18 protein-coding genes are annotated in these 21,826 nt (G+C 70.1%); 6 read left to right on the forward strand and 12 right to left on the reverse strand.

Annotated features, from left to right (window positions below):
* Positions 1-12: 12 nt before the first annotated feature.
* The 4 genes from hpnD to hpnA are packed head-to-tail and all read right to left on the reverse strand — an operon-like array spanning position 13 to position 3,846.
* Positions 13-855 (reverse strand): presqualene diphosphate synthase HpnD, encoded by an 843-nt coding sequence (gene hpnD, locus AX692_RS00810; protein ID WP_073975648.1) that lies wholly within the window; start codon positions 853-855, stop codon positions 13-15.
* On the reverse strand, positions 852-1,697 hold the full coding sequence (gene hpnC / locus AX692_RS00815; RefSeq protein ID WP_073975649.1) for a squalene synthase HpnC: 846 nt from the start codon (positions 1,695-1,697) through the stop codon (positions 852-854). The genes hpnD and hpnC overlap by 4 nt, the downstream gene beginning before the upstream one ends.
* A complete protein-coding gene (locus AX692_RS00820) occupies positions 1,694-2,830 on the reverse strand; it encodes a glycosyltransferase (protein WP_073975645.1) in 1,137 nt (378 codons plus the stop codon). Before AX692_RS00820 ends, hpnC begins: the two co-directional genes overlap by 4 nt.
* Positions 2,830-3,846, reverse strand: a complete 1,017-nt coding sequence (hpnA, locus tag AX692_RS00825; RefSeq protein WP_073977528.1) for a hopanoid-associated sugar epimerase — start codon at positions 3,844-3,846, stop codon at positions 2,830-2,832. Before hpnA ends, AX692_RS00820 begins: the two co-directional genes overlap by 1 nt.
* Before the next feature lie 134 nt (positions 3,847-3,980).
* Between hpnA and hpnI the strand changes: the two genes are divergently transcribed.
* The 3 genes from hpnI to AX692_RS00840 are packed head-to-tail and all read left to right on the forward strand — an operon-like array spanning position 3,981 to position 7,553.
* The gene (gene hpnI / locus AX692_RS00830; protein WP_196490125.1) at positions 3,981-5,126 is read left to right on the forward strand and encodes a bacteriohopanetetrol glucosamine biosynthesis glycosyltransferase HpnI; all 1,146 of its coding nucleotides are present in this window, start codon (positions 3,981-3,983) and stop codon (positions 5,124-5,126) included.
* On the forward strand, positions 5,123-6,550 hold the full coding sequence (hpnJ, locus tag AX692_RS00835) for a hopanoid biosynthesis associated radical SAM protein HpnJ (protein ID WP_196490126.1): 1,428 nt from the start codon (positions 5,123-5,125) through the stop codon (positions 6,548-6,550). The genes hpnI and hpnJ overlap by 4 nt, the downstream gene beginning before the upstream one ends.
* A complete protein-coding gene (locus AX692_RS00840) occupies positions 6,528-7,553 on the forward strand; it encodes a lysylphosphatidylglycerol synthase domain-containing protein (RefSeq protein WP_230959926.1) in 1,026 nt (341 codons plus the stop codon). The genes hpnJ and AX692_RS00840 overlap by 23 nt, the downstream gene beginning before the upstream one ends.
* 88 nt (positions 7,554-7,641) lie before the next feature.
* Here AX692_RS00840 and AX692_RS00845 read toward each other — a convergent pair whose 3' ends face one another.
* The 8 genes from AX692_RS00845 to cphA all read right to left on the reverse strand — a co-directional run bounded on the left by AX692_RS00845 (position 7,642) and on the right by cphA (position 15,750).
* Complete coding sequence (locus tag AX692_RS00845) at positions 7,642-8,496, reverse strand: MBL fold metallo-hydrolase (RefSeq protein WP_073977080.1); 855 nt, start codon at positions 8,494-8,496, stop codon at positions 7,642-7,644.
* On the reverse strand, positions 8,493-8,672 hold the full coding sequence (locus tag AX692_RS00850) for a hypothetical protein (RefSeq protein WP_073975359.1): 180 nt from the start codon (positions 8,670-8,672) through the stop codon (positions 8,493-8,495). Before AX692_RS00850 ends, AX692_RS00845 begins: the two co-directional genes overlap by 4 nt.
* The gene (locus AX692_RS00855; RefSeq protein ID WP_073975360.1) at positions 8,672-8,863 is read right to left on the reverse strand and encodes a hypothetical protein; all 192 of its coding nucleotides are present in this window, start codon (positions 8,861-8,863) and stop codon (positions 8,672-8,674) included. Before AX692_RS00855 ends, AX692_RS00850 begins: the two co-directional genes overlap by 1 nt.
* 79 nt (positions 8,864-8,942) lie before the next feature.
* Positions 8,943-9,899 (reverse strand): NAD(P)/FAD-dependent oxidoreductase, encoded by a 957-nt coding sequence (locus AX692_RS00860; protein WP_073975361.1) that lies wholly within the window; start codon positions 9,897-9,899, stop codon positions 8,943-8,945.
* Positions 9,896-11,179, reverse strand: a complete 1,284-nt coding sequence (locus AX692_RS00865) for an NAD(P)/FAD-dependent oxidoreductase (protein WP_230959635.1) — start codon at positions 11,177-11,179, stop codon at positions 9,896-9,898. The genes AX692_RS00860 and AX692_RS00865 overlap by 4 nt, the downstream gene beginning before the upstream one ends.
* A gap of 58 nt (positions 11,180-11,237) precedes the next feature.
* Positions 11,238-12,077, reverse strand: coding sequence for a cyanophycinase (locus tag AX692_RS00870; RefSeq protein WP_073975362.1), 840 nt, complete (start codon positions 12,075-12,077; stop codon positions 11,238-11,240).
* On the reverse strand, positions 12,074-12,958 hold the full coding sequence (locus AX692_RS00875) for an isoaspartyl peptidase/L-asparaginase family protein (RefSeq protein WP_073975363.1): 885 nt from the start codon (positions 12,956-12,958) through the stop codon (positions 12,074-12,076). The genes AX692_RS00870 and AX692_RS00875 overlap by 4 nt, the downstream gene beginning before the upstream one ends.
* The gene (gene cphA / locus AX692_RS00880) at positions 12,955-15,750 is read right to left on the reverse strand and encodes a cyanophycin synthetase (protein WP_196491745.1); all 2,796 of its coding nucleotides are present in this window, start codon (positions 15,748-15,750) and stop codon (positions 12,955-12,957) included. Before cphA ends, AX692_RS00875 begins: the two co-directional genes overlap by 4 nt.
* A 246-nt stretch (positions 15,751-15,996) precedes the next feature.
* On the opposite strand from cphA, the gene AX692_RS19415 reads away from it, so the two are divergent.
* The 3 genes from AX692_RS19415 to AX692_RS00895 form a co-directional block, all read left to right on the forward strand.
* Positions 15,997-16,974, forward strand: a complete 978-nt coding sequence (locus AX692_RS19415; RefSeq protein WP_073978019.1) for a methyltransferase — start codon at positions 15,997-15,999, stop codon at positions 16,972-16,974.
* Positions 16,971-18,266, forward strand: coding sequence for a dicarboxylate/amino acid:cation symporter (locus tag AX692_RS00890; RefSeq protein WP_073975531.1), 1,296 nt, complete (start codon positions 16,971-16,973; stop codon positions 18,264-18,266). Before AX692_RS19415 ends, AX692_RS00890 begins: the two co-directional genes overlap by 4 nt.
* Before the next feature lie 221 nt (positions 18,267-18,487).
* Positions 18,488-21,826 (forward strand): hydantoinase B/oxoprolinase family protein (locus tag AX692_RS00895; protein WP_073977530.1); only part of this gene is annotated, 3,339 nt, incomplete at its 3' end.

Below are 21,826 nucleotides of genomic sequence, written 5' to 3' on the forward strand. Positions count from 1 at the left end.
GCCTGCGCGCAATCAATGGAACAGGCTCAGCCAGACGACCGAGAGGATCAGCCGCAGCTTGTTGGTGCGCGGGCGGGTGCGCGGCGCGGTCCAGCCGTCGCGCTCCATCTGCCGCAGCAGCCGGGCATAGGCGACCTCCATCAGCCGCGGCGCGATCAGGTGCCCCTTGAGCCGCCCCGACAGGAGCGCGCGGGCGGCGTCGAAATGGCGGTGCGCGTCGGCAGCGAGGATGCGGGCCGCGGTGTCGATGCGCGCATGGCCGGCGACCTGCGCAGGCGTTTCGGGCGCGATCCCGGCAGCGGCCAGCGCCTCTCGCGGGAGATAGACCCGGCCGATCGCCGCGTCCTCGTCGATGTCGCGCAGGATGTTGGTCAGTTGCAGCGCGCGGCCAAGGTGATGCGCCAGCGCCTTGCCCGGCTCCTTGTCCATGCCGAAGGCCTTGACCGAGAGGCGGCCGACCGCCGAGGCGACCCGGTCGCAATAGAGATCAAGCGTCGCCCTGTCGGGCCAGCGGATATCCTCGGCCACGTCCATCGCCATGCCGTCGATCACCGCGTGCAGATCGACCTGCTCGAGCGCGAAATGCGCGACCGCCTCGCGCAGCAGTTCGGCCTGCCCGGCGGGCCTGCCTGCGTAGAGCGCGTCGATGTCGGCGCGCCAGCTTTCGAGCGCACGGGCGCGTCCTGCGCGGTCACCGTCCTGATCGTCGGCAATGTCGTCGACCGCGCGGCAGAAGGCGTAGATGGCGTACATGGCTTCGCGGCGCGGGCGGGGCAGGACGCGCATTCCGGCATAGAAGCTGCTTCCGGCGGCTTGTCCGGCCGGGGTGAGCGTGTGCGGGGCGGCGATGTTCATCGCGCCCACACCAGCCGGCGGAGCGCGGCCCCGAACCCGATCCGGGCGGCTGCGAGCTTGCCGAGATGCACGTTCTGCGACAACGGATCGCGCCGCTGCAACAGGTCGAGCAGCTTGCGCGCCAGAGCATCGATCATGGCCACTTCCATCCCAAGTCGCCGGTCGCGAATCGCGGCCGGGAACGACGCAGCCTTGTCCAGCAACTGCTCCGCGTCTTTTCTAAGGTCAGCGATAACCGCGCGCAGTCCGGGGCTGGCTGCGGGGGCATCGAGCGCCTCGACCGAGGTGCCGTGGCGCACCAGGCTGTCGAGCGGGAGGTAGACCCGGTCGAGATGGCGCCGGTCCTTGGCGCAGTCCTGAAGGTGGTTGATGATCTGCAGCGCCGCGCACAGGGCATCGGACAGGGGCCACAGCGCGCGATCCTCTTCGTGCAGGTCCAACATGAACCGCCCGACCGGCATTGCCGAATAGCGGCAGTAATCCATCAGGTCGTCCCAGTCCGCCGTGCGCAGCTTGGTGACGTCGCGTTCGAAGGCGGTCAGCAGGTCATGGGCATGGGTGAGCGGGACCGGCCGGTTCGCGAGCGCGAGACGCAGCGCCCGGGCGGGGCCGTCGGCATCGCTGCGGCCGTCGAGCGTGGCGCGCATCTGTGCCAGCAGGTGAAGCTTCTCCTCCGGCGCGCTGGCAGGATCGTCAGCAACGTCGTCGGCGGCGCGGGCGAAGCGGTAGAAGGCCATCACCGGCGCGCGCAGATCGCGGCGCAGCACGAAGGAGGCGACCGGGAAGTTCTCGTCGCGGTGGCCCTTTCCCGAGGCCAGCGTCAGGCTGTCGGCGTGGCTCATTGCAGCGCCGCCTGCGCGCGGCCCTTCCACAGCCCCCCTCGTCCGCGCCAGTGCTGCCACGCCGACCAGATGGTCGCACCCGAATAGAAGGCGGCGATCAGTGGCAGCGCGAGGCCCCACAGCGGGGATTGCCGGTAGAAGCGGCTGATCGGCCAGAAGGCGAGCGCCATCAGCAGCCATGCCGCAAGCCCCAGCCAGCGCGCCGTGCCCTCGCCCGCCAGAGCGAGCACCGGCGGCGCCAGATAGACCAGCGCCATCCCCACCACCGTGCCCGCCAGCAGCAGCGGCTGATACCCGAGCTGCGCATAGGCCGAGCGCGATATCATCGCGCCCACATCGGCAAAATGCGGATAGGGCCGGATGCTGAGCGAGCGGTCTGTCAGGCCGAGCCAGATCGGCCCCTGCCGCTTCATCAGCGCCCCCATCGCGCAATCGTCGATCAGCGCGGTGCGGATCGCGGCGATCCCTCCGGCCGCCTCCAGCGCCTCGCGCCTGACCAGCATGCACCCGCCCGCCGCCCCGGCGGTCGTCCGGCGCGGGTCGTTGATGGCGGCGAAGGGATAGAGCAGCTGGAAGAAGAACACGAAGGCGGGGATCAGCATCCGCTCGGCAAGGCTCTCGCAGCGCAGCCGCGCCATCAGCGATACCAGTACGTGGCCGCCCGCCGAGGCGCGCGCGACAAGGCTCGACAGCGTGTCCGGCGCGTGGGTGATGTCGGCATCGGTCAGCCACAGGTAGTCGGGGGGAGCGATGCCGCCACTGGCTTTAGCGATGCCCTGTGACACCGCGGCGAGCTTGCCGGTCCAGCCCGATGCGAGCGGCGTGGCCGACATGATGGTCAGTCGGCGCGAATCCGCAGCCGCGGCGCGCGCGATGGCGGCGGTGCCGTCGCTGCTCGAATCGTCGACCAGGATGATCCTGAAGTCGCCCCGATAATCCTGCGCGGCGAGGCTGGCGATCACCGGGGCAATCACCGCCGCCTCGTCGCGCGCCGGAACGATGGCGACAACGCTCGGGAGCACCCGGGGCAGCGCAGGCACGCTTCTGTCGGTGACATCGGCGCGCCAGAAACCGTCGCGCAAGCCCAGCATGGCGAGCCAGATCACCACGACAAGGGCGGCCAGCACGATCATCACGCGACCATCCCGGCCGCGCGGAACCAGGCGATCGCATCGCCGATCGCCTCCTCGAACGGGCGCGCGCGGTAGCCCAAGGCGCGTTCGGCCCTGGCGGAGGAGAAGAACATGCTGTGCCGCGCCATCCTGAGCGAATCGCGGGTCAGCATCGGCTCGCGCCGGGTGATCTGCGCCACCCCCTCGCTCACCAGCGCCAGCGGGAACAGCGGCGCACGGGGCAGCGCGATCCGGGGAGCGCGGCGGCCGACCTGCTGCGCGATCACCGCCAGCATCTGCTTGAGGCTCACATCCTGACCGCCGAGGATGTAGCGCTCCCCCACCACCCCCTGATCGAAGGCAGCAAGGTGCCCGGCCGCGACATCGTCGACATGAACGAGGTTGAGACCGCTGTCGACGAAGGCCGGGATCCGCCCAGATGCGGCCTCGACGATGATTCGCCCGGTCGGCGTCGGGCGCACGTCGCGCGGGCCGATGGGGGTCGAGGGGTTGACGATCACCGCGGGCAGGCCGCGTTCGGCCACCATCGCCTCGACCAGCCGCTCGGCCTCGACCTTGGATCGCTTGTAGGCCCCGACCGCCTGTTCGGGGGTCGCCGCGGCGGCTTCGTCCACCGGGGTTGCATTGTGCGAGGGTTTGAGCGTCGCCACGCTGCTGGTGTAGACGATGCGCGGAACGCCTGCCGCCAGCGCAGCCTCCATCACGGTGCGGGTGGTCGCGACATTATTGGCAATGATCTCAGCCGGATCGGGCGCCCAGATGCGGTAGTCGGCGGCGACATGGTAGAGCCCGCGCACCCCCGCCATCGCCGCCCGCACCGCCGCCGGATCGGTGAGGTCGCCCACCACCACTTCGGCCCCGAGGCCCTCGATATTGGTGCGCGGGCTGCTGGGCCGGACGATCAGGCGCACCTGCTCTCCGCGCGCGATCAGCGCCCGTGCCACGGCTGAACCGACGAAACCGGACGCACCGGTGACGAGGACCGGGCCCGGCGCACTGTTGGATGCGATCCCCATGACGGGCCGGTGTCTGCTCCCGGTTCCAAAGTCCGACATCGAGGTCACTCGGGGCGGTTACTTGGAAATATTTCCGCTCCGACACCGGGTAGGTGCTGACAAATGTGCCCTCAAGCGAGCAATGGATCAGAAGCTTGGCCCCGTATTTCGTGATTTCGCTGATCGTGCTCTGTGCGGCGGGTCTCGGCTTCGCCTTCGTCGCCCTGTTCTTCGTCAGCCGCACCGCTGACCCGGCGCTGCCGGGTATCCCGGCCGCGCCTGCCGCGGTGACGATCCTGAGGCCGCTCCACGGCGACGAACCGGGTCTGGTCGATGCCATCCGGAGCGTTTTCGATCACGGTCATGGCGCGCCGGTCCAGATCATCTTCGGCGCCGCCGACGCGGACGACCCGGCGCTGCTCGCCATCGAGCAGGCGCGCCTCGGCTACCCCGGGCTGGACGTCAGCGTGGTGATCAATCCGCAAGCCCACGGGGCCAACAAGAAGGTGTCGAACCTCGTCAACATGGAGCCGCTCATCCGGCACCCGGTGGTGATGATCATCGACAGCGATGTGACCGTGCCGCGCGGCGCGGTGTCGGCGCTCGCGGCGCGCGTGGCGGACCCTGCGGTCGGGGTGGGAAGCAGCCTTCATGCCGGAATCGCGAAGGCCGGCTTCTGGTCGCGCCTTGCGGCGATGGACATCACCTACCGCTTCATGCCCTCCGTTCTGGTCGGCCGGGGTCTGCACCTTGCAGAGCCGGTTCTGGGGCCGATGATGGGGCTGCGCCGCGAAACCCTTGCACGGATCGGCGGCTTTTCCGCTTTCGCCGATGTCCTGGCGGACGATTACGAGATCGGCCGGGCGGTGCGGAGGCTCGGCTTGCGGGTGGAACTGTGCGGGCCCTTCGTGGGGCATGGTTGCAGCGATCAAGGCTTTCCCGCGCTGCTGCGCCATGAACTGCGCTGGACGCGAACGATCTACGGCATCGACCCGGCGGGCTTTGCCGGAAGCATCGTCACCCATGTCACCCCGATCGCGCTGCTTGCGGTGCTGGTATCGGGCGGGGCGATGGCGGCGTGGTTGCTGCTGCTCGCGGCGCTCGGTGTCAGATCCGCGATCAAGCTGCGGCTGGATCGGCTCGCGCCCGTGGTCTCGGGCCCGCTCTGGCTCCTGCCGCTGCGCGACTGCCTGTCGCTGGCGGTGTGGCTGCTGACGTTCTTCGTCGGCAAGGTCGATTGGCGCGGATACCGTTTCGAAGTGACGGCCGATGGCCGACTGATGCAAGGAAGGCAGATATGACGATGCGTTCGCTCTTTCTCCAGGGTCCCTCGTTCGACGGGTTCGACGGCGGCGCGGGGTCGCGCTACCAGATGAAACGCGAGGTCAAATCCTTCTGGTATCCGACCTGGCTGGCGCAGCCGGCCGCGCTGATCGAGGGCAGCAAGCTGATCGACGCGCCCGCGCATGGCCTCAGCTTCGATGACATCCGCCACGAAGTCCATCAGCGCGACCTTGTCGTGCTCCACACCTCGACGCCGTCCTTCCGGCAGGACGTGCGCACCGCCGAATTGCTCAAGGCGGAAAACCCCGCGCTCAAGATCGGGATGATCGGCTCGAAAGTGGCGGTCGATGCCGAGGGCAGCCTCAAGGCCTCCGAAGCGATCGATTTCGTCGCGCGCAACGAATTCGATTTCACGATCAAGGACATCGCCGACGGGCACAGCTGGGCGGATATCGACGGCATCAGCTATCGCAACCGTGACGGCGTGATCGTCCACAACCGCGACCGTGCGATCGTGACCGACATGGACCTGCTGCCCTTCGTCACCCCGGTCTACAAGCGGGATCTGGTGATGGAGAACTATTTCGGCGGCTACCTGCTCCACCCCTATGTCAGCTTTTACACCGGGCGCGGCTGCAAATCGCGCTGCACCTTCTGCCTGTGGCCGCAGACCGTGGGCGGGCACAATTACCGCGTCCGTTCGATCGGTCATGTGATCGAGGAAGTGAAATACGTGATGCAGGCCTTCCCGCAGGCCAAGGAGATATTCTTCGACGACGACACCCTGACCGACAACCTGCCCCGGGTCGAGGCGCTGGCGGTGGAGCTGGGCAAGCTCGGCGTCACCTGGTCGTGCAACGCCAAGGCCAACGTGCCCTACAGCACGCTCAAGATCATGAAGGACAACGGGCTGCGCCTGCTGCTGGTCGGCTTCGAGAGCGGCAACCAGCAGATCCTGCACAATATCAAGAAGGGCATGCGGGTCGAAGTCGCGCGGCAGTTCGCCAAGGATTGCCGGGCATTGGGCGTTACGGTGCACGGCACCTTCATCCTCGGCCTGCCGGGGGAAACGCGCGAGACGATCCTCGAGACGCTGGCCTTCGCCAAGGAGGTCAACCCGCACACGATCCAGGTCTCGCTCGCGGCGCCCTATCCGGGCACCTTCCTGCACAAACAGGCGAGCGAGAACGGCTGGTTCGACACCGACAGCGAACTGCTCAACGACGACGGCACGCAGATCGCGCAACTGAGCTATGATCACCTGCCGGCCGCGGAAATCTTTGATGCGGTCGAGATGTTCTACAAGAAGTTCTACCTGCGCCCCACGAAGATCGCCGGCATTGTCGGCGAAATGGTGACCGATGGCGACATGATGAAGCGGCGGCTGCGCGAGGGTGTCGAGTTCTTCCGTTTCCTGCGTGACCGCAAGCTTGCCGCCTGAGGTGGGGCGCCGCGCGCTGGCCCGTGCCGACTGGCTCAAGATAGCGGCCATCGCCATCACGTTTGCCGGGCTCGCTGCGACTCTGGTGCTGCTGGGTTCGGTCGGGCTCGGCGAAGTGCTGGGCATCCTCGCCCGGATCGGCGCGCTGCGCTTTGTGCTCTACGCCGCCTACACGCTGCTGATCCTGTTGATCCTGGGGATCGCGTGGCAGGTGCTGGTGCCCGGGGCCGCGTGGACGGCATTCGCCTGGGCCCGCACGATGCGCGAGGCGGCCACCAACGTGCTGCCGTTCTCGCAATTCGGCGGCATCGTGGTCGGCCTGCGGGTGCTGGTCGCATCGGGCGTGAGCCAGCGCAGGGCCTACGGCTCGATCATCGCCGATCAGACGGCCGAGCTAGCCGCCCAACTGGTGTTCACCCTGTACGGGGCGGCGGGATTGCTGCTCGTCTTGCAGGATCGATCGGACGGCGCCGACCTGCGCAGCCTCGCGCTGGTCGGGCTTGGCGCAAGCCTCGCGATCATGCTTGCCTTCGCCTTCGCGCAGCGCCCGATGCTGACCATCGCCGCGCGGATCGGCGGGGCGATCCTGCCCGGCTCGGCGGCAGCGGTGGTCGAGGTGCGCGACGAACTCGATCAGATCTATGCCCGGCGCGGCCGACTGATCGCCTGCTTCCTGCTCCACCTCCTCGCCTGGGTCGCCAGCGGGGCAGGGGCGGCGATCGCGCTCGCCTTCATCGGCTTCGAGGTGCCCCTTGCGGACGTGCTGGTGATCGAGAGCCTGATCTTCACGCTCCGCACCGCCGCCTTTCTGGTGCCCGGAGGCATCGGGCTGCAGGAAGGCGCCTATGTTCTGATCGGTCCGCTGTTCGGCCTGCCCGCAGAGGCGGCGCTGGCCCTGTCGCTGGCCAAGCGCGCGCGCGACCTCATCGTCGATGTGCCTGCAATGCTGGTCTGGCAGCTGGGCGAGGTAAGGCAGATGCTGGGGCGTCATTCGCGTGAATGAGGTCTGCCGATCCTTCGCCGTCGCGCGGCCCGCGCCATGGCTGCGCATCCCGCGCGCCCAACCGGGGTGCCGATTGGGGCGTGACGTGCTAGCGATCCGCCCCCGCCGGGCCCTGCCCTGCGAGCAGGGCGAACTCCACCGGGTCGTGGGCGCAGAAGATGCGCGTCTCGCCCGCCCGCTCGAGCGATAGCCGCCGCAGCCGCGCCTGATTGGTCAGCCTGGCCCGGCGGTCGACCTCCATCATGCGCTGATAGCCGCGCAGCAGCGGCGGGCATTCGTAGCGCGCGGCGCCGACCTCGCCGCGATGGAAATAGGCATCGCCCGCATGGAGCAGCCAGCCTTCGCGCTGGCGGATCGCCACGCCGGCATGGCCCCAGGTGTGCCCTGCCAGCGGCACCATCAGAATCTCCGGCGGCAGGCCATCGAGGTCGCGCACGGCATCGAAGCCGAACCAGCTTTCCCCGCCGCCGAGGGGGTAGAGCCGCCAGTCGCCGACCTCGTCCCATTGCTGCGGCCGGTAGCGGCGGGTGCCGACGAATGCGCCGCCCCGGCCCGCCTCGGCCACTTCCTTTTCGTGGGCGGTCACGTGGACGCGGGCCACAGGGAAGTCCTCGATTCCACCTGCGTGGTCGAAGTCGAGGTGGGTGACGATGATGTGCCGCACCTCCGCCGGATCGAAGCCCAGCGCACGCACCTGCGCGCACGCGGTCTCTTCGGGGCGCAGCTGGATGTTGTTGAGCGCGCGGAAGAAGGGCGAGAGCCGCCGTCCGGGGTGCTCGACGTCGCGGGTTCCAAAGCCGGTATCCACCAGCACGAGCCCGGCATCGGTCTCGATCAGCAGGCAGTGGCACACGATGTGACCGAAGGCGCTGTCGCTGGTGCCGTCGAACAGGCGCCCGCCGAGCGGGCAGCAGGTGCCGCAATTGAGGTGATGGATCCTCATGCGCCCCGTCCGGCGCCGGGCGGGCGCAGCCGGTGCGCGGTGCGCCGGTCGAGATCAGCCTCGCCGCTCCGGCTGCGCCACCACGCGGCGGCCGCAGCCCCGGCGATGCCGAGGAAGAGGAGCTTGCCTGCACCTGCAAGCGCGGCGCGGGGCCTGCGGGCCGGGTGCCGGGCCATCAGGATGGCTCGCCCGAGCCCTTGCCCGCATCCTCGTCGGCGCGCTTGTCGTTGCCCTTGGTCTGCCCCGCCGAGGACTTGCCGCGCGCATTGTTGCCGCCGCCGCGCCCGGTGCCGGTGCTGCCGCTTGCCCCGTCGCCGCCTTTCTTCGTGATCGCGCCGGGATTACCCCCGGCCCCCTTCTGTGCCATGATCGTTCTCCCTTGATCCGGCCATCATCGCTGCGGCGGACACGGGGGCACTGACATAGGCTAGCAGCACGCAGGGCGTTCAGCCGCGCCCGGTGCTCGCCTCGGCCCCAAGCACCGTCTCGGCCGTCTCTCCGTCGGTCTCGCGCAGCCAGTTGTGCGCTTTCGTGGCTGCCACCGCGCCGTGGCCCATCGCGACGCTGATCTGATCGAGCCCCTCGACCAGATCGCCCGCGCACCACAGGCCGGGAATGCCGGTGCCGAAGGGAGCGGTTTCGGGAGCGGTGCCTGCCTCGCCGGTATCGAGCCCCAGCATCCGCGCCAGTTCGTTGCGGGGTCGCGAGCCGAGCGCCGGGTAGAGCACGTCGAAGGCGAGCGGCGCGCCGCCGCCTTCCATGTGGAGGAGCATCTGCCGCCCGGTCGGCGCGAAGCGGGCGACGGGATCGGTCAGCACGTGAACGCCGGCCTCCTCGAGGTCGCGCCGTTCCTGCGCTGCCAGTTCGACATCGCGGCGCGGGATCAGGGTCACGTCCCTGGAATAGCCCTTGAGGAACAGCGCCTCGGCCGCACCCGAGGCGTCGCAGCCGAGCACCGCGATCCGCTCGCCCCGGTGCTCGAAGCCGTCGCAGATCGGGCAATAGCGCAGCACGCCTGCGTCGACCGCGGCCTGGTGGACGTCCTCGGGAAGCGGCGGCTGGTTCTGCGCTACTCCGGTAGCGAGGATCAGCGCCCGGCCGACCCAGGTCGTGCCGTCTTCGCCGACCAGTTCGAACAGGCCGTCCTCGTGGCGGTGCGCTGCGGTGACCTTCGCCGCCACGATGGTCGCGCCGCACTTCGATGCGTGGCGGCTCATGCGCTCCAGCAAATCGCGGCCGGATATCCCGGCATCGTGGCCGGGGACGTTGCGGGTGAGCGGGATCTGGCCGGCGCGCGGTGTTGCGTCATGGAGGACGATCGTCCTGCGCAGGAAGCGGGCCGCATAAAGCGCCGCGCTCAGGCCCGCAGGCCCGGCCCCGACGATCACGATGTCGTGGGTCATGACCGCACCGCTTGCCGTTCGCTGCGCCCCGCCGATTGCTCGCTGCCGCCTTCCGGGCCGGTGATGAGCCGCGCGCCGCGCTGGAAGGTGACGTAACGCCACAGCCACTGGATGCTGACCAGCACGCGCTGCTCGAAGGCGACCAGCAGGTAGATGTGGACCGCAGCCCACAGCAGCCAGGCAGGATAGCCCTTCATCTGGCGCCTGCCGAAATCGAAGACCGCGGCATGGCGGCCGATGATCGCGGTGTTGCCGCGATTGCGGAATGCAAAGGGCCTGACCGCGTCGCCGCATGCGGCCTGCCGCGCCAGTTCGCGCCCCAGATGCTCGCCCTGCTGCTTGGCGACCTGCGCAAGACCGGGGAGCGGGGCGCCGTTTTCCCCGGGCGCGGCCACCGTGTCTCCGATCGCGAAGACCTGCCGCTGACCGGCGACCTCGAGCCGATCGCTGACCGGAATGCGTCCCGCGCGGTCGGGCGTGACGTCGAGCCACTGCGCGGCGGGCGATGCGCGGATCCCCGCACCCCACACCATCGCATTGGCCGCGAGGAATTCGCCCGGCAGCCGCACCCCGTCGGCGGTGACATCCTCGACAGCTTCGCCGGTGCGCACCTCCACGCCAAGCGCCTCGAGCCGCCTCAGGGCATAGGCCGAGAGTGGTGCTGGGAAGGCGGAGAGGATGCGCGGCCCTGCCTCGATGAGCACCACGCGGGCCGCGCGCGGGTCGATGTGGCGGAAATCGCGGGCGAGCGCGTGGCGCGCGAGCTCGGCGATCGCGCCCGCCATCTCCACGCCGGTCGGCCCGCCGCCGATCACCACGCTGGTCATCAACGCCTGCCTGCGCGCCGGATCGCTCTCGCGTTCGGCGCATTCGAAGCCGGTGAGCACCCGGGTGCGGATCGCGCGGGCATTGTCGATGGTCTTGAGACCGGGGGCGTGCCCTTCCCAGTCGTCATGGCCGAAATAGTTGTAGACCGATCCCGTGGCGATCACGAGGGTGTCATAACCGATCCGCGCGCCATCCGCGGTCAGCACGGCGCGTGCGGCGGTGTCGATGCCGGTCACCTCGGCCATCAGCACCTCGGCATTGCGCTGGCGGCGCAGCATCTTGCGGATCGGCTCTGCGATGTCGGCAGGCGAGAGCGCGGCGGTCGCGACCTGGTAGAGCAGCGGCTGGAACAGGTGGTAGTTGTTGCGGTCGATCAGCGTGACACCCACCGGCGCCCGCGCGAGCGCCTTGGCACAGGCAATCCCGGCAAAGCCGCCGCCAATGATCACCACGCGCGGGCGCCCGGGCGCGGTGGCGGTGAAGCTGGCCGGCAGTTTCGGGGCCTCGGTGTCAGCGATGATCCGTCTCCCGCTCGGGGGGAACCAACGGCTGGCGTTCGACAAGGTCGAAGCCCGCACCCGCACCCAGCACATGCAGGCGCATGTCATGCACGGTGATCGGTGTCCCGGCGCGCACCTCGGCCACGTCCGAATAGCTGAGTTCGGCAGCATCAAGGACATAGGCCGCGCCCGATCCCATGACGCGGATCTGTCCGTTCTCGACCACTGCCGCGGTGTCCTCGTCCAGCCCCAGCCCGAGCGATCCGGGTGCCGCCGCCAGCGCCGCCACCAGCCGCCCCATGCGCCCGCGCTGGGCGAAGTGCTGGTCGATGATCGTGTTCGCGACGAGGCCGAGCCCCGGGGCCATCTCGACCGCCCCGCGCCGGCCGCTTTCGACGCTGTCGCCGGACACGAGCATCGTCGCGCTCATCGCCGAGGCCCCGGCAGAGGTGCCGGCAATCAGCCCGCCGCCGTGATGCAGCCGCTTCAGCCACGCCTCCACCGCCGTCCCCGCGACCATGGTGGTGAGGCGTGTCTGGTTGCCGCCGGTGAAGAAGATGCCCCGCGCGCCCTCCATGATGTCGCGCGTCGCCGGCGCGTCCGCCTCGCTGCGCTGGTCGAGATAGAGTTCGACCAGCTCGCCCTCGTGCAGATCCGCGAAGGCCGCCCGATAGTCCTCGAAATAGCCGGTGCGCGAGGGGCTGGCGATGGTCGCGATCACCAGCTTGCCGCCCGCGAGCCGCTCGGCCACGGCGGCAAGGATGTGGCGGCGTCCCTCCTGGTCGCGGTCCTCGTGCCCGCCGATGATGAACAGCGGCCCCGCGCCGTGCGCTTCTTGCGCCTCGGTCATCGGCCCTGCTCCTCGTGGCGCGACAGCCAGATCGCAGGCGCCGTCTCTCCTTCGTGCAGGGAGGCGACGGCGAAATGCCGGGAATTGTGCGCGAAGCCCGGATTGCCGTGCTTGTCGAGCGCGATGGCCCCCGCCTCGGCGCCCAGCTGGGCGATGCGGGTAAGCGAGCATTCCAATGCAGCCTTCACATCCATTCGTCCCAGCTTGTCGATGATGCGCGCGGCGAGCGCGAGGCGGGCGATGTCCTCCCCGTCGCCCGACAGCGCCACAGCGCCGGCCGTGTTGTCGGCATAGAAGCCGCAGCCCGGCAACGGGCTGTCGCCCACCCGGCCCGCGAGCGTGCCTTCCAGCCCCCCGGTCGAGGTCGCGGCGGCGAAATTGCCGCGACCGTCGCGGGCCAGCGCGCCCACCGTGTCGCAGGCCGATCCCGCGCTGGCGGCAACCCGCACCGGGCCGCGCTCCTCCGGGTCGCGCAGTTCCGCCCCGCAATCGCGCGCGAAGGCGAGCGCGCCTTGCCCCGCGAGCAGGATCTCGCGCTCGGCCAGCACCTCGCGCGCGACGCTGATCGGGTGCCGCACCAGTGGCAAAGCGGCGACCGCGCCGATCGCGAGCGTCGCGCCGTCCATGATCGCCGCGTCCAACTCGATCCCGCCGTCCCGATTGGCGACCGAGCCGCTCCCGGCGTTGAACACGGGGCGTTCTTCCATCACCCGGATCGCCGCTTCGACCGCTGCAAGCGCGGTGCCCCCCTGCTGGAGCACCCCGGCACCTGCGCGCACCGCTTCATCAAGGCCCTCGCGATTGGCGCGTTCATCTTCGGGGGCGATGGTCTTTGCGCCGCCGTGGATCAGGATCGTCCAGCCCGCCTCGCACCCGCTCATGCGCCTTGTCCCGCATGAACGGCCGGCGTTTCCGCTCCCAGCGCCTCGGCCGTGGCAGGGCGGAAGTGCGTGACCTGCCGCCAGCAGCCGGCGACGTCGCTGGGGGTGAGCACCAGCAGGTCGCCCGGCCCGGCAAGGCCGAGGCCGATGGAATTGGCTTCGGGCTCCCCGGCAACCGCCCGCACCGTCCCGCGCAGGAGCCCGCTTTCCTCCGCGCCGCGCTGGAGCAGGCCGAGCAGTTCCCCGCGCGGGCGGCCGCGGGTGACGGGATCCTCGCGAACCACGAGCTCGTCGAACAACCGGGCGGAAATCGCAGCCATCGCGAGCACGTCCTCGTCGCGGCGGTCGCCGGGCACGGAGATGACGCCGATGGTGCGTCGATAGCGGTGCCTGAGCCCCTCGATGACCTCGCCGAGCGCCTCCAGCCCGGCGACATTGTGGGCATAGTCGACGATGGTCCGGAAGCCGTGCGCGTCGTGCACGTTGAGGCGGCCCGGGTTGTTCTCGAAATCGGACTGGAAGGTGCCGAGCGCCGAGCGGATCGTCGGCAGCGAGATGCCGTGGGCCGTCGCCATCGCTGCCGCCGCCAGCGCATTGGCGATGTTGAAGACCGCGATGCCGTGCAGCGTTGCCGGGATCGAGCCGGACGGCAGGATCACTTCGCGCAAGGCTTCGCGGTGGAGCACGATCATGCCTCCGTCCGGCCCCGGCTCGCGCACCACCGCGGTGCCCCCATCCTCGACATGCGCGCGCAGCCATGGCGCCATCTCGCCCTCCCCGCCGCACAGCGAGAACCAGATGAGTTTGCCCCGCGCGCGCCGCGCCATCTTGCGGGTCAGGGGATCGTCGGCATTGAGAACCGACGCGCCGCGGCGGCGCACGCTCTCGACGATCAGCGACTTGACCCCGGCAAGTTCCTCCAGCGTGTCGATGCCCTTCAGCCCGAGGTGATCGGAGGTGACGTTGAGCACCGCGCCGACGTCGGCCTTGCCATAGCCGAGCCCCTCGCGCAGGATGCCGCCGCGCGCGGTTTCGAGGATCGCGACCTCGACGCAAGGGTCGTTCAGCACCATGCGGGCGCTGCGCGGGCCGGTCGCATCGCCCGGCAGGATCAGCGAATCGCCCGCCCAGGCCCCCGCCGTCGATGTCATGCCGACGGTCTTGCCGGTGAAGCGGAAGATGTGGCGCAGCATCCGCGCGGTGGTCGATTTGCCGTTGGTGCCGGTGATCGCGAAGATCGGCACGCGCGACCGGGCGCCGCGCGGGAAAAGCATCTCGATGACGGGCCGGGCGACATCGCGCGAGGCGCCTTGCGAGGGATCGAGATGCATCCGGAAGCCCGGCGCGGCGTTGACCTCGATCACCCCGCCGCTGGTCTCGCGCACCGGCCGGGCAATGTCGGGGGCGATGAAATCGATCCCCGCAACTTCGAGCCCCAGGATCATCGCCGCCCGCGCGGCGATCGCGGCATTTTCCGGGTGAACCTCGTTGGTGCGGTCGATCGCGGTGCCGCCGGTCGAGAGGTTGGCGGTGGCCGACAGGACAACGGTCTCGCCGCGCGCCGGCACGCTGCTGCGGGTGAGGCCGGCCTTCGCCAGGAGGTCGTCCGCCGCCGCATCGAGCGCGATGCGGGTCATCATCTTCTCGTGCCCGACGCCCCGGCGCGGATCGCGGTTGACCGCGCCGACCAGTTCCTCGACGGTCGAGCAGCCGTCGCCCGTGACCGCGGCGGGGAGCCGCTCGGCGACCGCGACGACCTTGCCGTCGACCACCAGGATACGGTGATCATTGCCGACGAAGAACCGCTCGACGATCACCTCTCCGCCGCGTGATTGGGGCAGGGCGGCGCGGAAGCCGGCGCGCAGCTGGCGCTGTTCGAGAATGCCGGTGGTGATGCCCCGGCCATGGTTGCCGTCGCGCGGCTTGGTCACCAGCGGGAAGCCGAGCCGGGCGGCGGCGCGCGTCGCTCCCTCCTCATCGCGCACCACCTCGCCGACGGGGACGGGGATGCCCTGTGCGGCGAGCAGCTGCTTGGTGTATTCCTTGTCGCCCGCCGCCTCGGCGGCGAGCAGCGGCGTCTTGCCGGTGATGCTGGCGCGGATCAGCTGCTGGTAGCGGCCCTGGCCCAGCCGGATGAGGCTGCCCCGGCCGAGCCGCGTCACGGGAATGCGCCGCCGCTCGGCCTCGTCGACCAGCGCCTGCGTGGTGGGGCCGAGCGCGCGGCGCGCGGCGAGGCGGGCGAGCTGCGCACGGCGCCGCGCGAGCTCGAACTCGCCGTCCAGCGTCGCGAGGCGGTCCAGGCCGCACACCCCGGAGAGCTCTTCGGGCAGCAGGTCGTCCACGATCTCCAGCGCGATCCGCCCGGCGGCCAGGGCGACCTCCTCGTCGCGCCAGGCGAACATCACGTTGTAGACGCCCGTCCGCCCCTTGACCGCGCGGGTCTTGCCGCGCGTGACGCGGTGGCCGACTTCGCATTGCAGCTCCAGCGCGACATGTTCGGCGACATGCCCGAGCCAGGTGCCCTCGCGCAGCCGCTCGGCGAAACCGCCCGGACGGCCGCGGCTGCAGCGATGCCGCCGGAGGCCGGGGAGCGCGGCGAGCAGCCGCTCGGCAAAACCCTCGAGCCGGGTGGTCGGCCAGGCTTCGAGATGGCCCAGATCGAGCACGACCCGCACCATCGGCGTATGGCTGTAGTAATGCGCGCCGCGATAGATCACGTGGTCGAGCCCCCGCATGGTCGCGGGCTCTCCGACCGGCGACAATGTGTGAAGATCATCCTGCCGGCTCATCATCGATCCTTCGTTTCCCCGTCAGGGGGAGAGAACAGGAACAGGCTGATCGCGGAGGGCGCGCTGCGCGGCCGTAACCTCGGTTCGACATCGAAGTGTGCGCGGCGCGCGCCGGGCCCGCCGAAGTCCATTCGACCGGTGTTTCGGGTGAAGCATCGCATTGTCCGGCGCGGCTGGAACATTTGCCTGCGCCAACCCCTTCCGGCCGGTCCGCTGCGCATCGACGCGCCGGAAGGAGGAAGTTTCACGATGAGCACAGATCCGGACACGGACCACGCGCCGGCCGGCGGGCAGGGCGCGGCAGGACAGGCTCCGGCAACGGCATTGCTGCGCGCGCTGGAGGAGCTGGGATACGATTTTCTCGCGCCGACCCCTGCCTCCCACACCCGCGTGATCGCGCGCGACAAGGACAGGACCGGGCGCGATCTTGCCGATCTGCTCGGCTGGAGCCTGCCGTGTCACGAAGACGCCCTGCCCGAGGCGGTGCTGCGCGCGCTGGATGCGGCGGGCTGGCTGGAACGCAGGCCCGGCGGGCTGATCGCCGCGCGCATCAGGGTCTCGCGGGTGTTCGGCAACCTCTTCATCCATTCGCGCTTTCCCACGCTCGAACAGGACGCGGTGTTCCTCGGGCCCGACAGCCATCGCTTCGGCGACTACATCCTGCGCAACATCGACGGCCTTCCGGGCACCTGCCGGGTGCTCGATTACGGCGCGGGCGCGGGCGTCGGCGGGATCACCGCCGCGACCCGTCTTCCGGGCGCTTTCCTGACGCTTGCGGACATCAACCCCAAGGCGCTCGCCTTGGCCGATGCCAATGCGAGCCACGCAGGGGTGGAGCATGACCTGGCCGAAGCGTCCGACCCCGGCGACCTGGCACGCAGCTTCGATCTCGTGGTCATGCACCCGCCGTTCATGATCGACGCCGAGCGCCGTGCCTATCGCGACGGCGGCGATCTCTACGGCGGGCAGCTGTCGCTCGACTGGGCGCTGGCCGGGGCCGGGCTGCTGGCCCCGCACGGGCGGCTGGTGATGCACACCGGCGTCTCGATCGTCGCCGGGCGCGACGTGCTGCGCGATGCGCTGGCCGATTACCTGCCCGGGGCCGGGTACGCGCTCGATTACCGCCTGCTCGATCCCGACATCTTCGGTGACGAATTGTCGAGCCCGGCCTATGCCGATGTCGATCGGATCGCGGCCGTGGGCCTGCGCATCGATCGCATCGCGTGACCGGAGCGCTGGACCACCCCTTCAACACCCCTGCCACGCGCCTGCTGGTTGCTCTGGTCGCCGGCTTGATGGCAGGCGCGGTCGCGAACGGGAGCGGCTACGAGGCCGACCTGCTTGCGGCAGCGCGGCCGATCGGGCGCTTGTGGCTCAACGCGCTGACCATGACCGTGGTGCCGCTGGTGACGGCGTTGCTGATCGCGGGGGTGTTCGATGCCGGACAGCGCGGCGGCAATGCCGTGGCGCGCCGCTCATTGGGATGGTTCGCGGTGCTGCTCTTGGCCGCATCGCTGATCGGCGGGGTCGTGGCCCTGCTGCTTCTCGATGCCTGGCCGATCCCGCAGGGCGCGACGCGCCTCACGGTCGCGGCCTCCGGCGAGCCCGTGTCGGGGCAGGGCGGCGATTGGGTCGACGCCATTGTCCCGGCCAACATCGTCAGCGCGGCGGCCGAGACCGCGATGGTGCCGCTGGTCCTGTTCGCGATGCTGTTCGGCTTCGCGCTCACCCGGATCGACCGCGAACTCGCCGCGCCGCTCGCCCGCGTGTTCCGGGCCATCGCCGAGGTGATGCTGGTGATCGTCGGCTGGGTGCTGTGGATCGGCCCCGTCGGCGTGCTTGCGCTCGCTTTCGGGGTCGGGGTGACGCTCGGCGCGGGCGCGGCCGGGGTGCTGCTGCACTACGTCCTCGTGATCATCATGGTGTGCCTCGCGGTGGCGCTTGCCATGCACCTGTTTGCCGCGGTGGCGGGGCGCATGGGGTTGGTCTCCCTCGCGCGCGCGGCGCTCCCCGCGCAGACCGTGGCGATGAGCACGCAGTCCTCGCTCGCGGCGCTGCCGGTGATGATGTCTGCCGCGCCCGCCATGCAGGTCGACAGCGCCAGGGCAGGGATCGTCCTTCCGCTCGCAGTCTCGCTATTCCGGGCCGCCAGCGCTGCGGCCAACGTCGCCGTGGCGGTCTACCTTGCGCAGGTCCACGGGGTGCCGGTCGGGGCGATCACCCTGCTTGTCGGCGCGGTCGTGGCCGCTGCGGTCAGCGTCGGCGCGGTGGGGTTGCCGGCACAGGTGTCGTTCTTTGCCGTCATCGCCCCGGTCTGCATCGCGATGGGCGTGCCCGTCACGATGCTGCCCCTGCTGCTGGCGATCGAGACCATACCCGACGTGTTCCGCACCCTCGGCAACGTGACCGCGGATGTCGCGGTGCTGCGCCTGCTGCGCGGTTCCCCGAGCGATCCGGCGGGCGGCGAAGCATCGGACGGCACGCGGGCGACCGAAGGCCCGGGCGCGCGGCGCGCATGACACGTGGTACCGGGACAGGGCGCGGCACGGGGACGAGCACGGCTCGCAGCAGACCCTTTGTGGCACCATCCGACGCTTGCCCCGGGCGGGGAGAGCAGCCGGCGCCAACAGCGCGCTGACCAGGCTCGCCGTGTTCGAGGCCTTGACGCGGGTTGCCGCAGCGCACCAGCAATGGCGGCGCGGTTGCTTTGTCGCGCCCGCTGGTCAACACAGGGGGCGGCATGAGTGCGCTCCAACCTCCAGCCTGGCGTTTCGCGGTGGATCGCGGCGGGACCTTCACCGATGTCGTCGCCACCACACCGGAGGGGCGGCTGGTGACCGCCAAGCTGCTCTCCGAGAACCCCGGCCACTATGCCGATGCCGCAAGCGAGGCGGTGCGGCGATTGATGGCGGAGCATGGCGCAAAGGACAGGGACGCTCCGATCGCGGAACTGAGGATCGGCACCACCGTCGCCACCAATGCCCTCCTCGAAAGGAAGGGCGAACGGCTCGCGCTGGCGATCACGCGCGGCTTTGCCGATGCGCTGAGGATCGGCACGCAGGCGCGGCCCCACATTTTCGCGCGCCACATCGTGCTGCCGGAGCAGCTGCCTGCCAAGGTGGTGGAGATCGAGGAGCGGGTGGCGGTGGATGGCACGGTGCTGCGCCCGCTCGACGAAGATGCCGCGCGCGTCGCCTTTGCGGGCCTGCGCGATGAAGGCTTCGAGGCACTCGCTATCGTGCTGATCCACGGCTGGCAACACCGCGCGCACGAAGCACGGCTGGCGGAATTGGCGCGCGAGGCTGGCTTCGCGCAGGTCAGCGTCAGCCACGAGGTCGCCCCGCTGATCCGGCTTATCCCGCGCGGGGATACGACGGTTGTGGACGCCTACCTGTCCCCCGTGCTGCGGCGCTACACCGACGGGCTCGCGGCGAGCCTGCCCGCCACCGGGGCGCTGCGGTTCATGCAATCGAACGGCGGGCTTGCCGAAGTCGGCGCGTTCCGGGGGAAGGACGCGATCCTCTCCGGCCCGGCGGGCGGCGTGGTGGGGATGGTCGCGGCCTCAACGCCGCTCGGCTACCCGCGGCTGATCGGCTTCGACATGGGCGGCACCAGCACCGATGTCGCGCATTACGCGGGCGAGGTGGAACTGACCGGCGACAGCGTGGTCGCGGGCGTGCGGGTCGCCGCGCCGATGATGCAGATTCACACCGTCGCGGCAGGCGGCGGCTCGATCTGCCGCTTCGACGGCGCGCGCTTTCGGGTGGGGCCGCAGAGCGCGGGCGCCGACCCGGGGCCCGCCTGCTACCGCAGGGGCGGGCCGCTGACGGTGACCGACTGCAACCTGTTCCTCGGGCGGATCGACCCCGCCTTCTTCCCCGCTGTCTTCGGCCCCGCTGGCGACGCGCCGCTCGACCCCGAGGCTGCGCGCGCACGCTTGGAGGAGGTCGCTGCGGCGCTGCCCGAACCCCGCAGCCTTGAAGCGATTGCCGAGGGCTTCCTCGCCATCGCCATCGACAACATGGCGGCGGCGATCCGCAAGATCTCGGTTGCGCGCGGGCATGACGTGGTGACCTATGCGCTCGCCTGTTTCGGCGGGGCGGGCGGGCAGCACGCCTGCCGCGTCGCCGATGCGCTTGGCATGGAGACGGTGCTGGTACACCCGCTGGCGGGCATGCTCTCGGCCTACGGGATCGGCCTCGCGCCGGTGAAGGCGATCCGCGAGGTTAGTCTGATGCGGCCCTTGGGCGAGAGTTTCGCGAGCGAACTCGCCGCGCTGGAAGAACAGGCGCGTGGCGATCTGTTGGTGCAAGGCATTGCTGCGGATGCGATCCGCCTCGCCCCCACCGCCCGCCTGCGCTTTGCCGGGAGCGACAGCCTGCTGGCGATCCCCTGCGATGACCCCGCGAGCATGGACACCGCCTTCCGCGCGCTCCATCGCCAGCGCTTCGGCTATTCCGACGCCGAGGGCGCGATCATTGTCGAGGCGCTGAGCGTCGAGGCTTCGGGCGAAGCGGGCGGGCTTGCCGCCAGCTCCGGCCTGCCCGAGACCCCGGCGAGCGCGGGTGGCCTGCTGCCGGGCGGATGGCCGATCATGGCCCGCGCCGCGCTGCACACCGGCGATGCGGTGCAGGGCCCGCTGCTGATCGTCGACCCGGGCTCGACCACCGTGGTCGAGCCGGGCTGGCAGGCGCGGTTGGCGCACGAGGGCAGCCTGATCCTGACCCGCACCGCACCGCTCGAGCGGGAACGCGCGGCGGGCACGGCGGTCGATCCCGTGCGGCTCGAGATCTTCAACAACCTCTTCATGGCGATTGCCGAGGAAATGGGCGTGGTGCTGCAATCCACCGCGACCTCGGTGAACATCAAGGAGCGGCTCGATTTCTCCTGCGCGCTGTTCGACCACGCGGGTGCGCTGATCGCCAATGCGCCGCATATCCCGGTGCATCTGGGGAGCATGGGGGACAGCATCGCGCGGGTGATCGAAGCCCGAGGAAGCGCGCGGGATGGTCGCGGCTTCCGGCGCGGGGACGCCTATGTCCTCAACGATCCCTATCGTGGCGGCACGCACCTTCCTGACATCACGGTGATCGTGCCGGTGTTCTATTCGGGCGAAGGCGATGGGGTGGGCGGGGAACCAGATGCCTTCGTCGCGGCGAGAGGCCACCATGCCGACATCGGCGGGATCGCACCCGGCTCGATGCCTCCCGAAAGCCGCACCATCGCCGAGGAGGGTGTGCTGATCGACAATGTGCTGATGGTCGATGAAGGCCGCTTTCAGGAGACTGCGCTGCGTGACGTGCTGGCGGCGGCGGAGTATCCGGCGCGCAATCCTGACCGCAACCTCTCCGACCTGCGCGCCCAGCTTGCCGCCTGCACCCGCGGGGCTGAGCTGCTGGCAGGGGCAGCGCGCGAGCATGGATCGCACGTGCTCGCCGCCTACATGGACCACGTCCTCGCAAATGCCGAGGAAAGCGTTCGGCGGCTGCTCGGCGGGCTGGAGGATGGCAGCTTCGCCTACCCGATGGACAATGGCGCAGAGGTGCGATTGGCGATCCGCATCGACCGCGAGAGTCGGTCTGCGGTGTTCGACTTCACCGGCACCAGCGACCAATTGCCCGACAACTTCAACGCCCCCCGCTCGATCACCCGCGCCGCTGCGCTCTATGTCCTTCGCACGCTGATCGACGATGCAATCCCGATGAACGACGGATGCCTGAGGCCCGTGACGCTGATCGTGCCCGAGGGCTCGATGCTGAACCCGCATCCCGGCGCGGCGGTGGTCGCCGGGAATGTCGAGACCAGCCAGGTGGTGACCGACGCGCTCTTCGCCGCCACGGGCAGGCTCGCGCCAAGTCAGGGGACGATGAACAACTTCACCTTCGGCAATGAGCGGCACCAGTATTACGAGACGATCTGCGGCGGCTCGGGAGCGGGGCCGGACCACCCGGGCACGAGCGCGGTGCAGACCCACATGACCAACTCGCGCCTGACCGACCCCGAAATCCTCGAGTCCCGCCTGCCGGTGCGGCTGGAGGAATTCGCGATCCGGCGCGGTTCGGGCGGGGCAGGGCGGCAG

It is taken from the genome of Erythrobacter donghaensis (assembly GCF_001557325.1).
GTDB classification, from domain to species: Bacteria; Pseudomonadota; Alphaproteobacteria; order Sphingomonadales; family Sphingomonadaceae; genus Erythrobacter; species Erythrobacter donghaensis_B.

Bases quoted from the DNA above. Each gene is read 5' to 3' on its own strand.
- hpnD (WP_073975648.1), bottom strand. From the start codon at position 855: ATGAACATCGCCGCCCCGCACACGCTCACCCCGGCCGGACAAGCCGCC.
- hpnC (WP_073975649.1), bottom strand. From the start codon at position 1,697: ATGAGCCACGCCGACAGCCTGACGCTGGCCTCGGGAAAGGGCCACCGC.
- AX692_RS00820 (WP_073975645.1), bottom strand. From the start codon at position 2,830: ATGATCGTGCTGGCCGCCCTTGTCGTGGTGATCTGGCTCGCCATGCTG.
- hpnA (WP_073977528.1), bottom strand. From the start codon at position 3,846: ATGGGGATCGCATCCAACAGTGCGCCGGGCCCGGTCCTCGTCACCGGT.
- hpnJ (WP_196490126.1), top strand. From the start codon at position 5,123: ATGACGATGCGTTCGCTCTTTCTCCAGGGTCCCTCGTTCGACGGGTTC.
- AX692_RS00845 (WP_073977080.1), bottom strand. From the start codon at position 8,496: ATGAGGATCCATCACCTCAATTGCGGCACCTGCTGCCCGCTCGGCGGG.
- AX692_RS00850 (WP_073975359.1), bottom strand. From the start codon at position 8,672: ATGGCCCGGCACCCGGCCCGCAGGCCCCGCGCCGCGCTTGCAGGTGCA.
- AX692_RS00855 (WP_073975360.1), bottom strand. From the start codon at position 8,863: ATGGCACAGAAGGGGGCCGGGGGTAATCCCGGCGCGATCACGAAGAAA.
- AX692_RS00860 (WP_073975361.1), bottom strand. From the start codon at position 9,899: ATGACCCACGACATCGTGATCGTCGGGGCCGGGCCTGCGGGCCTGAGC.
- AX692_RS00870 (WP_073975362.1), bottom strand. From the start codon at position 12,077: ATGACCGAGGCGCAAGAAGCGCACGGCGCGGGGCCGCTGTTCATCATC.
- AX692_RS00875 (WP_073975363.1), bottom strand. From the start codon at position 12,958: ATGAGCGGGTGCGAGGCGGGCTGGACGATCCTGATCCACGGCGGCGCA.
- cphA (WP_196491745.1), bottom strand. From the start codon at position 15,750: ATGATGAGCCGGCAGGATGATCTTCACACATTGTCGCCGGTCGGAGAG.
- AX692_RS19415 (WP_073978019.1), top strand. From the start codon at position 15,997: ATGAGCACAGATCCGGACACGGACCACGCGCCGGCCGGCGGGCAGGGC.